This is a genomic window from Haloferax sp. S2CR25 (genome assembly GCF_031624535.1).
Lineage (GTDB): Archaea > Halobacteriota > Halobacteria > Halobacteriales > Haloferacaceae > Haloferax > Haloferax massiliensis.
Map to the genome: position 1 here is coordinate 672,194 of NZ_JAMQOO010000001.1, position 13,276 is coordinate 685,469.

13 protein-coding genes, 1 tRNA gene and 1 other RNA gene are annotated in these 13,276 nt (G+C 68.9%); 10 read left to right on the forward strand and 5 right to left on the reverse strand.

Going from position 1 to position 13,276, the window contains the following annotated elements; genetic code table 11:
* Positions 1-67: 67 nt before the first annotated feature.
* From NDI65_RS03545 to tatA, 5 genes are all read left to right on the forward strand, one after another.
* Positions 68-1,096: an NAD(P)/FAD-dependent oxidoreductase gene (locus tag NDI65_RS03545; RefSeq protein WP_089778577.1), complete on the forward strand. Its 1,029-nt coding sequence runs from the start codon at positions 68-70 to the stop codon at positions 1,094-1,096.
* Positions 1,097-1,218: 122 nt separating this feature from the next.
* A complete protein-coding gene (locus tag NDI65_RS03550) occupies positions 1,219-2,445 on the forward strand; it encodes a DUF4382 domain-containing protein (RefSeq protein WP_310893456.1) in 1,227 nt (408 codons plus the stop codon).
* Between the two features lie 177 nt (positions 2,446-2,622).
* A tRNA-Gly gene (locus NDI65_RS03555) sits at positions 2,623-2,693 on the forward strand.
* 114 nt (positions 2,694-2,807) lie between these two features.
* Positions 2,808-3,578 carry an SDR family oxidoreductase gene (locus NDI65_RS03560; protein WP_089778581.1) on the forward strand — a complete coding sequence of 257 codons (771 nt, stop codon included), beginning with the start codon at positions 2,808-2,810 and terminating at the stop codon, positions 3,576-3,578.
* Positions 3,579-3,799: 221 nt separating this feature from the next.
* Entirely contained in the window at positions 3,800-4,075 is a 276-nt protein-coding gene (gene tatA, locus NDI65_RS03565; protein WP_089778583.1) for a twin-arginine translocase TatA/TatE family subunit, read from the forward strand.
* 177 nt (positions 4,076-4,252) lie between these two features.
* Here tatA and ffs read toward each other — a convergent pair.
* Positions 4,253-4,564, reverse strand: an RNA gene (gene ffs / locus NDI65_RS03570) — signal recognition particle sRNA.
* Positions 4,565-4,685: 121 nt separating this feature from the next.
* Positions 4,686-5,099: a hypothetical protein gene (locus NDI65_RS03575; RefSeq protein WP_042665380.1), complete on the reverse strand. Its 414-nt coding sequence runs from the start codon at positions 5,097-5,099 to the stop codon at positions 4,686-4,688.
* A gap of 93 nt (positions 5,100-5,192) precedes the next feature.
* Between NDI65_RS03575 and NDI65_RS03580 the strand changes: the two genes are divergently transcribed.
* From NDI65_RS03580 to NDI65_RS03590, 3 genes are read left to right on the forward strand one after another with little or no spacing between them, the layout of a single operon-like run.
* The gene (locus tag NDI65_RS03580; RefSeq protein ID WP_089778585.1) at positions 5,193-6,344 is read left to right on the forward strand and encodes a 3-ketoacyl-CoA thiolase; all 1,152 of its coding nucleotides are present in this window, start codon (positions 5,193-5,195) and stop codon (positions 6,342-6,344) included.
* Positions 6,344-6,721, forward strand: coding sequence for an OB-fold domain-containing protein (locus tag NDI65_RS03585; protein WP_089778587.1), 378 nt, complete (start codon positions 6,344-6,346; stop codon positions 6,719-6,721). The genes NDI65_RS03580 and NDI65_RS03585 overlap by 1 nt, the downstream gene beginning before the upstream one ends.
* Positions 6,722-6,761: 40 nt before the next feature.
* Positions 6,762-7,229, forward strand: a complete 468-nt coding sequence (locus tag NDI65_RS03590) for a hypothetical protein (protein WP_089778589.1) — start codon at positions 6,762-6,764, stop codon at positions 7,227-7,229.
* A gap of 30 nt (positions 7,230-7,259) precedes the next feature.
* Here the strand turns inward: NDI65_RS03590 and NDI65_RS03595 are convergent, their stop codons facing one another.
* The 3 genes from NDI65_RS03595 to NDI65_RS03605 all read right to left on the reverse strand — a co-directional run bounded on the left by NDI65_RS03595 (position 7,260) and on the right by NDI65_RS03605 (position 10,057).
* Positions 7,260-8,066 carry a hypothetical protein gene (locus NDI65_RS03595; protein ID WP_089778591.1) on the reverse strand — a complete coding sequence of 269 codons (807 nt, stop codon included), beginning with the start codon at positions 8,064-8,066 and terminating at the stop codon, positions 7,260-7,262.
* Between the two features lie 74 nt (positions 8,067-8,140).
* Positions 8,141-9,229 (reverse strand): NADH:flavin oxidoreductase/NADH oxidase, encoded by a 1,089-nt coding sequence (locus tag NDI65_RS03600; protein WP_089778593.1) that lies wholly within the window; start codon positions 9,227-9,229, stop codon positions 8,141-8,143.
* Between the two features lie 63 nt (positions 9,230-9,292).
* Positions 9,293-10,057, reverse strand: coding sequence for a carbon-nitrogen hydrolase family protein (locus tag NDI65_RS03605; protein ID WP_089778595.1), 765 nt, complete (start codon positions 10,055-10,057; stop codon positions 9,293-9,295).
* Between the two features lie 118 nt (positions 10,058-10,175).
* On the opposite strand from NDI65_RS03605, the gene NDI65_RS03610 reads away from it, so the two are divergent.
* Positions 10,176-11,435, forward strand: a complete 1,260-nt coding sequence (locus NDI65_RS03610) for a HEAT repeat domain-containing protein (protein ID WP_089778597.1) — start codon at positions 10,176-10,178, stop codon at positions 11,433-11,435.
* Between the two features lie 126 nt (positions 11,436-11,561).
* Complete coding sequence (locus tag NDI65_RS03615) at positions 11,562-13,247, forward strand: phospholipase D-like domain-containing protein (RefSeq protein WP_089778599.1); 1,686 nt, start codon at positions 11,562-11,564, stop codon at positions 13,245-13,247.
* Positions 13,248-13,276: the final 29 nt, after the last annotated feature.

Genomic DNA, 13,276 nt, shown 5'->3' on the forward strand with positions numbered 1-13,276 from the left:
GTCTCGGGTGGATGCCGGCCGCGCACAGGTGATGTGGGCTTAAGAGCGCCGCGACGAATTCCCGTGTATGACCGAGACCGACGAACCACGGGAGTACGAGGTTGTCGTCGTGGGCGGCGGCCCCGCGGGCCTCCAGACCGCGCTCTACACGACGCGACTGGGCCACGACACCGCGCTCGTGGACCGCGGCGGCGGCCGCGCGGCCATGATGCTCGACACGCACAACGTCATCGGCGTCACCGAGGACGTCTCCGGCAACGAGTTCCTCGAAACCGCGCGCGGGCAACTCGAAGAGTACGGGACCGACATCCACCGCGACTTCGTGACCGACGCGGAGCAGTTGGACGACGGCAGGTTCCGCCTCGTCGCCAACGAGGGCGAGTTCGTCGCCGAGCGCGTCGTCCTCGGCGTCGGCTTCAACGACGAGCGCCCCGACCCGCCGCTTCCCCGCACCGGAAAGGGCCTGCACTACTGCCTGCACTGCGACGCCTACATGTTCGTCGACGAGTCGGTGTACGTGATGGGCCACTCCGACTCGGCGGCCTACGTCGCCATGATTATGCTCAACTTCACCGACGAGGTGGACCTGCTGCTCCGGGGCGACGAGCCGACGTGGTCCGACGAGACGGACGAACTCGTCCGCGCGCACCCCGTCGACATCGTCGAGGAGGAGATTTCGGGCATGACGAAGCGCGACGACGGCTGGCTGGAGAGCTTCGAGTTCGAAGACGGCACCGTCCGCGAGTACAAAGGCGGCTTCGCCATGTACGGCTCGAACTACAACACGACGCTGTTCGAGGCGCTCGACGTGGACCTCGACGACGACGGGACGGTCCCCGTGGACGACCACGGCCGGACCAGCGTCGACGGCGTGTTCGCCGTCGGCGACATCACCCCCGGCCACAACCAGATTCCGGTGGCGATGGGCAAGGGCGCGAAGGCAGGCATCGCCATCCACATGGAACTCCGCGAGTTCCCCAAGAGCCTCGACGAGATTCGCGCCGAGGGCGCGGTGAGCGTCGACGACGTGCCCGGCATCTCGCCCGGCCTGCTCGACAAGGCAAAACGGTTCAACGAGTCGCACGCGGACGACTGAGGCGGTAATTCGGCGAAAATCGGTGAAAACCGAGGTCTACGAACACCCTTCTAAAGTTCCCGCGGCCAGTACGGTCTCCCACGATGAAACGTACTGGACTTGCGACTGTCCTGCTCGCGCTCATGGTCGTACTGGCCGGCTGTGCGGGCGGGGCCGGCACGACGACCGAGACGCAGACTGACGGGAGCGCCGACGCGACGACGACCGCGTCGTCCGACGGCGGCGACGCGGCCCGGACCGGGACCGTGAACTTCTACGTGAGCGACGAGCAGAACGCCATCGCGGACTTCGAACGTCTCAACGTCACCATCGAGCGCGTGACGCTCGTCCGCGCGGACGGTGACGCGGAGGCCGAGAGCGAAACCGAATCCGAAGCCGACGCCGACGCGGAAAACGAGACCGACACCGAGACTGAGACCGACGCCGACGCGGAGGCGAACGCGAGCGTCGAGGTGGAAATCGAAGCCGACGCGACGGCGAACGCGACGAACACGTCCGCCTCGACCAACGGGTCGGTCGACGCCGACGCCGACGCCGACGCTGATGCCGACGCCGATGCAGACATCGAATCGGCCGACGCGAACGACACCGACGCGGCCGAAGGCGAGTCGAGCGTCACCTACGAGGTCGACAACGCGACCGTCGACCTGACCGAACTGCAGGGCGAGAACGCGAGTCTCGTGGGCGAATACGACGTACCGGAAGGCAACTACACGAAGGTCTTTGTGCACGTGAGCGACGTGAACGGGACGCTGAAGACCGGCGAACAGGTCAACGTGAAGCTCCCCAGTAACAAGCTTCAGCTCAACACGGACTTCGAGGTCGGCAACGGCGAGTCCGTGGACTTCGTCTTCGACATCACCGCGTTCGAGGCGGGGGGCAGCGGGAAGTACATCCTCAAGCCCGTCGTGAGCGAGTCGGGGACGGACGTCCCGATTACGAAGGTCGGCGCGGAGGAGACGGCCGAGGCGGAGGCAGAGGCTGACGCGAACGCCGAGGTCGAAGCGGCCGAAAACGAGACTGACGACGCAGAGCGCGCCGAAACCGACGCCGAGGGCAACCTCAGCGTGAGCTTCGACGGGGACGTCTCCGCCGGTGAGAACGCGACGGTCGTCGTCACGCGGAACGGGACGCCCGTGGAGAACGCGACGGTGACGATAAACGGCGAGACCGCCGGCACGACCGACGCCGACGGCGAGTTAGGCGTCGCCATCCCCGACGAGCGGGACGTGACGGTCGTCGTCGTCGACGGGGAGGCGGAAGCCGAGACGGAGTTCGGGTTCGAAGTGGTCGGGAGCGCCCCCGACAACCCCGCCGAGGGCGGCGAATCGACCTCCCTCGCCGCCTGACCGAAAAGGTAACATCCTTATTGGGGCGTCGAGAATGAAGGGATAGACGCGACGTTCGCGCGCACCGGTGTCTCGGCCGAGCGAAGCGAGGCCGAGGCTCGGTGCGAGCGAGTGAAGCGAGCGAGCACCGGTGTTGAGACGGACGGAGTCCGTCGATGCACGGTGCGAATGAAATGAGCACCGGTGGTCTAATGGTAAGACATTGGCCTTCCAAGCCAATTATCTGGGTTCGATTCCCAGCCGGTGCATCTTCTCCGGACCGCTACTCGCCGCGGAGAGCGCTCAGCGACTCTCGGCCTCGTCGGAATCGGCGGCTATCCTTAACTATTATTCCGTCGATATTCGTGTGAGGTGTATTACAGATGAGTCTGCTCGACGGCCACGTTGCGGTCGTCACCGGCGGTAGCTCGGGAATCGGACGGGGAATCGCGCTGGCCTACGCCGAGGAGGGCGCGGACGTGGTGGTCTGCGACATCCGCGAAGACCCGAAGGAGGGCGGCGCGCCCACCCACGAGAAAATCGAGGCCGACACCGACTCGTCGTCGACGTACGTCGAACTCGACGTGACCGACCCGGCCGCGTTCGAGGCGGCGATGGACGCCGCCGAGGCGTTCGGCGGCGTGGACGTGATGGTGAACAACGCCGGCATCTGGCGGCCCGAGGAGTTCCTCGACGTCACGGAAGACGAGTTCCAAGGGATGATGGACATCAACCTGAAGGGCGTGTACTTCGGGGCGCAGGCGGCCGCAAGGCGGATGGTCGAATCGGGCGGCGGGAGCATTATCAACGTCTCCAGCGTCAACGGCATCTTCGGCAACGGCAACTACCCGTCGTACAGCGCGTCGAAGGGGGCCGTCCGGACGCTCTCGTACTCGCTCGCCCACGGCCTCGGCGGGGACGGCGTACGGGTGAACGCGATTCACCCCGGCGCTATCAAGACCAAAATCGGCCCGGAAGGGGCCGCGGAGACCAGCGAGGAACAGATGGCGCAGTTGACCGCGATGATTCCGCTCGGTCGGCAGGGCGAACCGGACGACGTGGCCGGCGTCGCGGTGTTCCTCGCCAGCGACCTCTCGAAGTACGTCACCGGCGAGTCCATCGTCGTCGACGGCGGCTGGACCAGTTGGCGGTAACCCGGGATGAACCAGTTGGCGATGACGCGAGAGTAACGCGGGGCGGCGCGAGGTGAGAGGTGAGACCGGGCCGACGCGGGTCCGATGCGTCGGCCGCGGCGCTCGTACCGTACTGTGGTGCGTGACCGCCGAGATATCGCAGAAACACGCGGACTGCGGCGAGTTCGGGTCTCAATCCCGGACCGTCTCTCTTATCTTCCTCCCGAACGTAACCGAACGTAATGCTGGATTCCATTCCGCTGTTCCCCGGACTGCCGGGCGGCCCAGAACTGCTCATCGTCCTGCTCATCATCGTCCTCCTGTTCGGCGCGAACAAACTCCCCCAACTGGCCCGGTCGTCGGGGCAGGCGATGGGCGAGTTCCGCCGCGGCCGCGAGGAAATCGAAGAGGAACTGAAGAAGGGCGCAGAGGGCGAGAGCGACGACGATGACGACGAAGCCGAGGCCGAGGCAGACGAGGCCGACGCGACCGAGACGGAACCCGAGAACAAACAGTAAGCGTCTCTCCGGGGAAACAGACCCCTTGTGCGGTATCTCAGGTTCGCCGAGTGCCGACAGTCGGCGCTCGGCAGTCGTGCGGGGCGGAGAACGACCGGCACGCGAGTCCCGAGGCGCGGCGTATGACTCCCGACCGAGAGACCGGCCGGTCGGCGAGTAACTGAATGAGGTATGAATGGGTGGACAGCGAGGTTGCCCGGCGTTCCGACGTGGGGAATCCCGGTTGCCTCCTCCACCCCGCGATCCCTCGAGCGACGCACGTCCGATGGTCCGCTGCTCGCTTCCGCGCCTGGCGGGGTACCACCGATGAACCGCGCGAACCCTTCCCTGCGGAAGGGGTACGCGGAACCGCTGTCCCCGAAGGACGAGGTTTCTACGTTGGCTTCCGGGGCCCGCGCCGGTCTGACCGGACGCGCCCGTGTTCGGTCCCCGCTGAAGACCTATTTCGCGGGTGGAGAGCAGGGCCTAACTGCCCGACCTAGTCCACTCCCTCATTGTCCACCGACTGTTAAGGGCCTTTCGACTCGGAGGCGGGAAAATCGGGGGACACCGTCGGGGTGGTTCGACGCGACGCGCCCGCGAGAAGTCGGCGTTCGTTCCGTGGGTCGGTTTACAACACGCCGCGTGCGTACCACGCGCCGCCGACGAAGGTGACGAACGCGGCGGCCACGACGGACCAACGGTGGTAGGTGAGCCACGAGTACTGCTGGTCGAAGCTAAACAGGAGCGTCGGGTCGATGGAGAACGACCACAGCGCGGCGACGCCGAGCATCGAAAGCGAGAGCACGAAGGCGAGTCCGGCGGCCGTCGCCGGGTCGGTCCGTCCCTGTCTGCCCGAGAGGAAGACGATGGTTTCGAGCAGTGCGAGCATCCCGACGAACGAGATGCCGACCGGGCCCGCGGCGTAGTAGGCGGCCACCTGTCCGTCCCCGGCCTCGACGGTGACGGCGGGAATCGCGATGGCGAGTGCGAGCAGCAGCGCGCCGACGATTCCGACCGTCGGCGCGAGGCGTTCGGCGTCCATGGCCGGTCGTTCGGGCGACCGACTGATAAACGGTTTGAGACGTGCCGGCGAGGGATTGCCCGGTTTTAAATCGCGCTGCGACGACGTGCGCGTATGGACCGCGTAGCGATTATCGGTGCATCGATGACCCAGTTCGGGCAGCGGGACGCGTGGATTCGCGAACTGCTCGCGGAGGCGGGGCAGGCCGCGCTCGCGGACGCCGACGTCTCGCCCGACGAAATCGAGCACCTCTACGTCTCGAACATGGCGAGCGGCGAGTTCGAGGGCCAGACGGGCGTGCCGAACGCCCTCGCCCACGACCTCGCGGCGATGCCCGCCTACACCGCCCGAATCGACCAGACCTCCTCGTCCGGCGGCGCGGGCGTCTACGCCGCGTGGCAGTCGGTCGCCTCCGGCGCGTCCGACATGACGATGCTCGTCGGCGGCGAGAAGATGACCCACCGCTCGACGGCCGAGGCGACCGACGTCATCGCCTCGCTGACCCACCCGGTGGAGTACAAACACGGCGTGACGCTCCCCTCCTTCGCGGGGCTGACCGCCCGCCTCTACCTCGACACCTACGACGCCCCGCGGGAGTCGCTCGGAAAGGTCGCCGTTAAGAACCACAAAAACGGCGTCGACAACCCACACGCCCAGTTCCGCAAGGAGGTCGACCTCGACACCGTCCTCGACTCGCCGGTCGTCGCCGACCCGCTTCGCCTCTACGACTTCTGTCCCATCACCGACGGCTCGGCGGCGCTGGTCTTCTGTCCCGAGTCGGTCGCCCGCGAGTACACCGACGACTACGCCGTCATCTCCGGTATCGGCGGCGCGACCGACACCCACGTCGTCCACGAGCGCGCCGACCCGACGACGATGGGCGGCGTCGTCAACTCCTCGGAGATCGCCTACGAGATGGCCGACCTCGAACCCGACGACGTCGACGTGGCCGAACTCCACGACATGTTCACCATCCTCGAATTCCTCCAGTCGGAGGACCTCGGCTTCTTCGAGAAGGGCGAGGGCTGGAAGGCCGTCGACGAGGGCGTCACCGACCGCGACGGCGACCTCCCAATCAACACGTCCGGCGGCCTGAAATCGAAGGGCCATCCCCTCGGGGCCTCGGGCGTCGCGCAGGTGTACGAGATTTACAAACAGCTCATCGGTGACGCAGGCAAGCGGCAGGTCGACGCCGACGTGGGCCTCGCGTGCAACGTCGGCGGCTTCGGCAACTGCGTGACCACGACCATCATGGAGTCCCGATAATGTCCGACGACGAACCCGCGATGGAGGCGTACCGCTACCCCGACGGGAGCATCACCTACCCCGGCCACCCGGTCGGTCCCGGCGGCGAGGAGCCGGTCGGCACGGTCGACCTCAGCGACTACACGGCGACGGTGCTGACGTGGACGAAATCGACGGCGACGCCGCCGGGCGTCCGCCAGCCCAACACGCTCGCCATCGTCGAGTTCGACGTGGAGGGCGAGCCCGTCCGCGCCGTCGGGCAGGTCACCGGCGAGGACGAAGTCGACATCGGCGACGAGGTGCGACCGGTCTACTGCGAGGAACTCCGCGAACCCGGCGCGGGCATCCGCGAACCCGCGAGTCAGGAGTGGGACGGCTACCGCTTCGAACCGCTCTGAGCGGGCGAGTGTTGATATAACTACACCTTCTATCTCGGGTATGAACCGCACTAGCGGCGTCTCCTTCGCGCGCGACGCGGCGGTCGCCACGGCGGTACTGGCCGGGCTGTACGCTCTCGGCTACGGCGTCCAGTTCCAACCGTTCCAACTCCCGACGTACCTGCTCATCGTCGGCTTCGACGCCCTCGAAGTCGCGTTCGGGTCCGCGGGTGCGGGCTACGACGTGCTGTTCGCCGCCTATCTCGTCGGCCTCGGCGTCGTCGGTGCCGCGATTGCGCGGACCGTCCGCCAGACATCGAGGGCGACCCACCTCGCGTGGTGGCGACTCGGGGCGGCGTCAGCGCTGGCGCTCGTGGGCGTCATCTCCCTTCTGTTCGCGCTGTCGGTCCTCGTCAACGGCGTGCAGTTCACGCCCGTCCTCGTGGCCGGCGGCGCGGGCGTCGCGCTCCTCGCGCTTTCGGCGTGGGTCGGCGACGTGGTCCGCGTGGCCGTGCGACCGACGCGCTGAGTCGAACGCAGAACTCGGGGGGTGCCGCGCTTAGCGGTCGCTCGGTTCGTCGCCCGCGTCCGTGCCGGTCTCGTCGTCTTCGTCGTCGCCTTTCACTTCGCGCTTAATCGACTCCAGTTCGGCGTCGACGTCGACGGTCGGCTCGTCGCTCCCGCCGTCGTCGCCGTCCGGGTCGGCCTCCTCGGTCACGTCGATTCGGACCGGCCCCGTGCCGACCGGTTCGGGGTCGCGGGAGGGCGTTTCGTCGCGGGAGCGCCGGCTCTCGTCGCGCCGTTGCCACTCGGATTCGAACGTGCGCTCGTCCTCGCGCCAGCGGCGCTCGCGGGAGGTCCGCTCGCGTTCGGCCTCGGTGATTCGCGCGTCGAGTTCGTCGGCCAGCGAGCGGGCGCGGTCCATCACGTCCCGAGCCTCGGGGTTCGAGGGCAAGTCGGCCTCCGAGAGCGCGTTTCTGAGTTCGTCGAGGGCGCGGTCGACGCCGGAGACGGCGCTCTTCGGGACGTTTCGCATCCGGGACTCCGTCTCGCCTCGGGCGTCTTCCATCGCGCGGCCGGGGTCGGAAAGCCGCATGAGGCGGCGGAGCAGTTCGAGAGAGGCGATAGTCGCTTCGAGGACGGCGATGACCGTCGGGATGGTGTACGACTCGGTGAACCGCAGGACCTCGCCGAACGTCGGCGGACGCGGGGGCCGAAACCGGTCGTCACCGGTGACGCGTCGGTCGCGGCCGCGGCCCCGATTGCGGTCGCGCTCCTCGCGGAGTTCCGCGCCGAGTTCGTCGAGCGTGTCCCCGAGTTCGTCGAGTAAGTCGAGGATGTCGTCGTCGCGTCGTCGGTCGCTCATGGGCCACGGTTGGGCCGCCGCGGGGATAAGCGTTCGAGGGGCGAAGCGTGGAGGGCGTTTCGAGAGTCGCTCGCTTACCGCCGCGGGACGGCGCGCTGGTACTGCGGCGGCCACTCCGCGTCTGCGTCGAGTTCGTCTGCGGCGTGGAGCCCGAAGTACGGGTCGTAGAGATGCTCGCGGCCGACGATGGCGAGGTCGGCCCGGCCGTTTCGAACGACCTCGTCCGCGTGGCGCGCGGTTCGGATGCCGCCGACCGCGCCGACCATCGCGTCGGTCTCCTCGCGGACGACCTCCGCGAAGGGAATCTGATAGCCGGGGCCGGTGTTCGGAATCCGCTGGTCGGGGTGGATGCCGCCGGAACTCACGTCGACGAGGTCGACGCCGAGGTCGTCGAGGTCGGCCGCGAGGCGGGCCGACTGCTCGACGTCCCACGACTCGCGGTCGTCCAGCCAGTCGGTCGCCGAGATGCGGACGAAGACGGGCTTGTCGTCGGGCCAGACCTCGCGGACCGCTTCCGTGACCTCGCGGACGAGTCGCGTCCGGTTCTCGAACGAGCCGCCGTACTCGTCGTCGCGGCGGTTCGTGACCGGCGAGAGGAACTCGTGGAGGAGGTAGCCGTGGGCCGCGTGAATCTCGGCGATTTCGAAGCCGGCGTCGAGGGCGCGCTCGGCCGCCGCGCGGAAGTCGTCGACGACGCCCGCGATACCGTCGGTCGATAGCTTTCGGGTCGGCGGGGCCTCGCCCTCGTAGGGCCACGGCAGGTCGCTGGGTGCGACGGTGGTCCACCCGCCGTCTTCGGGCGCGACCGGCTCGCTTCCCTCCCACGGCCGCGTCTTGCTCGCCTTCCGGCCCGCGTGGGCGAGTTGGATGGCCGGCGTGCTCCCCATCGACGAGACGAACGAGGTTATCTGCCGGAGCTTCTCGACGTGGTCGTCCGACCAGATTCCGAGGTCGTTCGGCGTGATGCGCCCCTCGGGGGAGACGGCCGTCGCCTCGGACATCACGATGCCCGCGCCGCCGACGGCGCGGCTGCCGAGGTGGACGAGATGCCAGTCGTCGGCGAAGCCGTCGGTCGAGGAGTACTGGCACATCGGCGAGACCATGATTCGGTTTCGGACCTCCGTCTCGCGGAGCGTAAGCGGCGTAAAGAGCGTGTCCGTCATCGCCCTCGATTGGGCGGGGTCGGAAAAACCCCCCTCGGTTCCGGTGATGCAGTCCGGTTTCGGCTACTCGACCGAGCCGACGAACGCGCGCTGTTCGGCGAGCAGGTCGCGGTCGAGCGTCCAGACGAGGTCGCGCTCGCCGCGGTTCAGCGCCGCCGCGACGACGCCGTCGGGCCGAACGACGAGCGAGCGACCCGCGTACTCCGTGCCCGCGGTCCCCGAAATCGACCCGCTTCCCGTCCGGTTCGCGCCGACGAGCCACCGGACCCCGTCGAGGGCGCGGGCGCGACAGAGCAGTCGCCAGTTCGTCGAGTGGGCGGCGGGCCACGCGCCGACGACGAACAGGGCGTCGACTCGCTCGTCGGTCAGCGCGGCGCTGTCGCCGACGAAGTTCAGGTCGTAGCAGGTGAGGAGTCCCGTCCGGCCGGCGGGCGTGTCCGCGACGACGAGTTCGTCGCCCGGCGTGACGACCGCGGACTCGCCGCCCCAGAGGTGTCGCTTGCGGTAGACGGTCGCCGAGCCGTCGGGCCGGACGTAGGCGGCCGCGTTGTAGAGCGTCTCGCCGTCGCGTTCGAGGTAGCCCGCGAGCAGGTCGAACTCGTTTTCCGCGGCGACGGAGGCGAGGAAGTCGGTCGCGCGCTCCCGCGAGATTGCACCGCTGAAGGCGCGGTTGTCGGCGACGAAGCCCGTGAGCGCGTACTCGGAGAACAGCGCGATGTCGACCGACTCGGGGAGGTCAGCGGCGCGGGCGCGCACGTCTGCCTCGTTTCGCGCCGGGTCGAGGTCGAACGCGGCGCGCTGCGGGACGGCGATGGTTGGACCGGTCACGCTCGGAGGGACGGACGGGCCGCGAAAAAGTGACCCGGATGGAATCGACGGTCGGTCCCGGTCCGAGACGCGAAGCGAAGGGAAACGCTCTTTTCACAGTCGAACGGACTTCCGGCATATGAGTGACGGGGACGACGACACGACAGAACTCTCGCCCGAGAGCTTCGACGAGCGCCTGACCGAGGCCGAGGAGGCTCTGGAGGCGGCCGAGACCGAAGCCGACCTCGACGAGGTCGAGGCCACGCTCGACGACATCGAGGCCGACGTGGAGGCCGCGGACCTGCCCGAACCGGACGACGAAGACGAAGAGGACCCCGCCGAGGAAATCGAATCGCGCCTGTCCGACCTGCGCGACGACCTCGAATCCCAGCGCGGTCCCTACGCCGAAGACGCCGTCGAGACGCTCGACGAAGCCAAGTCCACGATTACGGACACCCGGTGGACCGAGCAGGGCGAAGGCGAAATCGTCGCCGCGGTCGAGACGTTCGCCGACGAGTTCAACGGCGTGCTCGACGCGAGCGTCTCGGTCGACGGCGACGGCGAGGAGGCGCTCACCGCCGCCGTCGACGACGCCATCTCGGCTATCGAAGCGGCCGACCTCGACGCCGACGAGGACGCAGAGACCATCGCGGACCTCATCGAGGTCGCCGACGGCCTCGCGGACGGCCTCGACGACGCTCAGGAGTGGGACGACCTCGAAACGCGCGAGCAACTTCAGGTCCAGGGCTTCTACGACGTGCTCGGCCACTACAAGGACTACCCGCCGGAGCTGTCGGCGCTGAAGGAACACGAGAAGCGCGGCAACGTCGAGATGATTGCCCTCGCCTTCGAGAGCTTCCAGTCCGACTTCATGCAGGAGTACTGCATCGAGGCGTTCACGCGGATGAACGACGACCGCGCCTACGAGACCATCGAGGGGCAGGCCAAGCGCCGCGACAAGGGCGTCATCAAGGCCATCGGCAAGATGGCCGCCGAGGAGGGCGTCGAGATGCTCGTCGACTACGTCGACACCGACAGCGACCCCGCGCTCCAGAAGGTCGTGTTCAAGGCGCTCGGCGAAATCGGCTCCGAGGAGGCGACCCAGCCCATCGCGAACAAGCTCGTCACCGAGAACGACAACGTCCGCTCGGCCGCCGCGCGCGCGCTCGGCCTCATCGGCGACACCCGTGCCGTCGAACCGCTCTCGGACGTCGTCGCCGACGACGACGTCGACTCCGTCCGCGCCAGCGCCGCGTGGGCGCTCCGGCAGATCGGCACCGAGGACGCGCTCGAAGCGGCCGCCGGCTACGCAGACGACCGCTCGTTCCTCGTCCAGCGCGAGGCCGAGCTCGCCACCGAGTTCCTCGGCGACGACGTCGAGGCCGAAGCGACCGTCTGAGGCCGCACGACCGACGCGGCACCCCGGCGGTTCTGCGGTCTCCCTTAGTTCTATTTCTCCCGCAGTCACCCGCGCTGAGTCCCCGGTCGCGAACGTTTTTGTAGGCGAACGCGACCATCGCGGGGTGTGTCTCGCCGGCCACTCACCGCCGCGTTCGCCGCCTCGCTCGTCGTCCTGCTCGCGGCCGCGGCCGTCGTCCCCGCGCCGATAGCGGCCGCGCCGGGGTCGGAGAACGCGACCGAATCGGCCACCGCCACCACCGCCGCCACCGCCGCCACCGCCGACCTATCGGCATCGGGCGACCCGCGAATCGTCTCCGCGCTCCCCGACCCGGCGACGCCCGACGACCGCGGCGAGTTCGTCGCCGTCGCCGCGCCCGCGGGAACCGGACTCGCGCTGTCCGACGGCGAAGACACCGTCTCGTTCGTCGCGCCCGGCGGGGCGGTCGCCGTCGCCACCGACCCCGACGCGGCGGCGAACCTGACCGGCCGCCCCGTCGTCGCGCCCGGTCTCGACCTCGCGAACGGCGGCGAGACGGTCACGCTCCGGGTCGTCAGTGGCGACGGCAACGAGGGCGGAAACGGCGTCGTCGCCGACCGCCTCAGCTACGACCGGAGCCGCGAGGGCGCGCTCCTCGAACGACGAGACGGCGGGTGGTCGTGGTGGCCGCGGGCGCTTCCCCGACGGAGCGTCACGACCCACGGCCCCGCGAACGCGACGCTGTTCGTGCTCCCCGACTCGCCGGACCGGCCGATTTCGACGCTCAAGTCAGCCGACGAGCGGGTTCTGCTCGCCGGCTACGTCGTCTCCTCCGCGCGCATCGCGGACGAACTCGTCGCCGCCCGAGAGCGCGGCGTTGCCGTCTCGGTACTGGTCGAAGACAGTCCGGTCGGCGGCTTTCCACGGCGGTCGGCGCGCATCCTCGACCGCCTCGTCGACGCCGGCGTCTCGGTCCGCGTCGTCGGCGACCCCCACTCGTTTCACCACCCGAAGTACGCCGTCGTCGACGACGCGGCGCTCGTGATGACCGAAAACTGGAAGCCCGCGGGGACGGGGGGGCGAAAGAGCCGCGGTTGGGGGGTCGTCGCGCGCTCGCCGGCCGTCGCGTCCGACCTCGCGGCCACGTTCGAAGACGACGCGAGTCTCCCCGAGACCGCCCCGTGGGAGACGTACCGCGTCGGCCGGTCGTTCGTCCGCACCGAATCGGCGAACGGTTCGTATCCCTCGCGCATCGCGCCCGAGTCGGTCCGGGTCGACCGCGTCGCCGTCATCCGCGCGCCCGACAACGCCGAGTCCGCGGTCGTCTCTCGACTCGACGCCGCCGAGAGCCGAATCGACGTGCTACAGCCGACCGTCGAGGCCGACGGCCCGTTCGTCCGCGCACTCAAGCGCGCCGCCGGCCGCGGCGTCCGCGTCCGACTCCTCCTCGGGAGCGCGTGGTACGACGAGGAGGAAAACCGCGCACTCGCCGACCGGCTGAACGAGTGGGCCGACGAGACTGGAAATCCGCTCTCGGTTCGGCTCTCGCGACCCGGCGGGCGGTACGGCGCGATTCACGCGAAGGGCGTCGTCGCCGACGACACCGCGCTCGTCGGCAGTCTCAACTGGAACCGGCACTCGGCCCGCGAGAACCGCGAAGTCGTGCTCGCGCTGTCTGACCCGGCCGCCGCGGCGTACTTCCGCGAGGCGTTCGCGGCGGACTGGCGGGCCAGCGGCCGCGGGGCCGAGTCGAACCCGGGACTCGTCGCCGCGGCCGCCCTCGCGGTCGTCGTCGGACTCGCGGCGCTCAGGCGACTGGAGTTCGAAAAATGAGCGGCCGCAGTCCGTGCGTCGAACGCCGG

What these genes read in the sequence shown, in the direction of transcription:
- NDI65_RS03545 (WP_089778577.1), top strand. Translation starts at nt 68, where the DNA reads ATGACCGAGACCGACGAACCACGGGAGTACGAGGTTGTCGTCGTGGGC.
- NDI65_RS03550 (WP_310893456.1), top strand. Translation starts at nt 1,219, where the DNA reads ATGGTCGTACTGGCCGGCTGTGCGGGCGGGGCCGGCACGACGACCGAG.
- NDI65_RS03560 (WP_089778581.1), top strand. Translation starts at nt 2,808, where the DNA reads ATGAGTCTGCTCGACGGCCACGTTGCGGTCGTCACCGGCGGTAGCTCG.
- tatA (WP_089778583.1), top strand. Translation starts at nt 3,800, where the DNA reads ATGCTGGATTCCATTCCGCTGTTCCCCGGACTGCCGGGCGGCCCAGAA.
- NDI65_RS03575 (WP_042665380.1), bottom strand. Translation starts at nt 5,099, where the DNA reads ATGGACGCCGAACGCCTCGCGCCGACGGTCGGAATCGTCGGCGCGCTG.
- NDI65_RS03580 (WP_089778585.1), top strand. Translation starts at nt 5,193, where the DNA reads ATGGACCGCGTAGCGATTATCGGTGCATCGATGACCCAGTTCGGGCAG.
- NDI65_RS03585 (WP_089778587.1), top strand. Translation starts at nt 6,344, where the DNA reads ATGTCCGACGACGAACCCGCGATGGAGGCGTACCGCTACCCCGACGGG.
- NDI65_RS03590 (WP_089778589.1), top strand. Translation starts at nt 6,762, where the DNA reads ATGAACCGCACTAGCGGCGTCTCCTTCGCGCGCGACGCGGCGGTCGCC.
- NDI65_RS03595 (WP_089778591.1), bottom strand. Translation starts at nt 8,066, where the DNA reads ATGAGCGACCGACGACGCGACGACGACATCCTCGACTTACTCGACGAA.
- NDI65_RS03600 (WP_089778593.1), bottom strand. Translation starts at nt 9,229, where the DNA reads ATGACGGACACGCTCTTTACGCCGCTTACGCTCCGCGAGACGGAGGTC.
- NDI65_RS03610 (WP_089778597.1), top strand. Translation starts at nt 10,176, where the DNA reads ATGAGTGACGGGGACGACGACACGACAGAACTCTCGCCCGAGAGCTTC.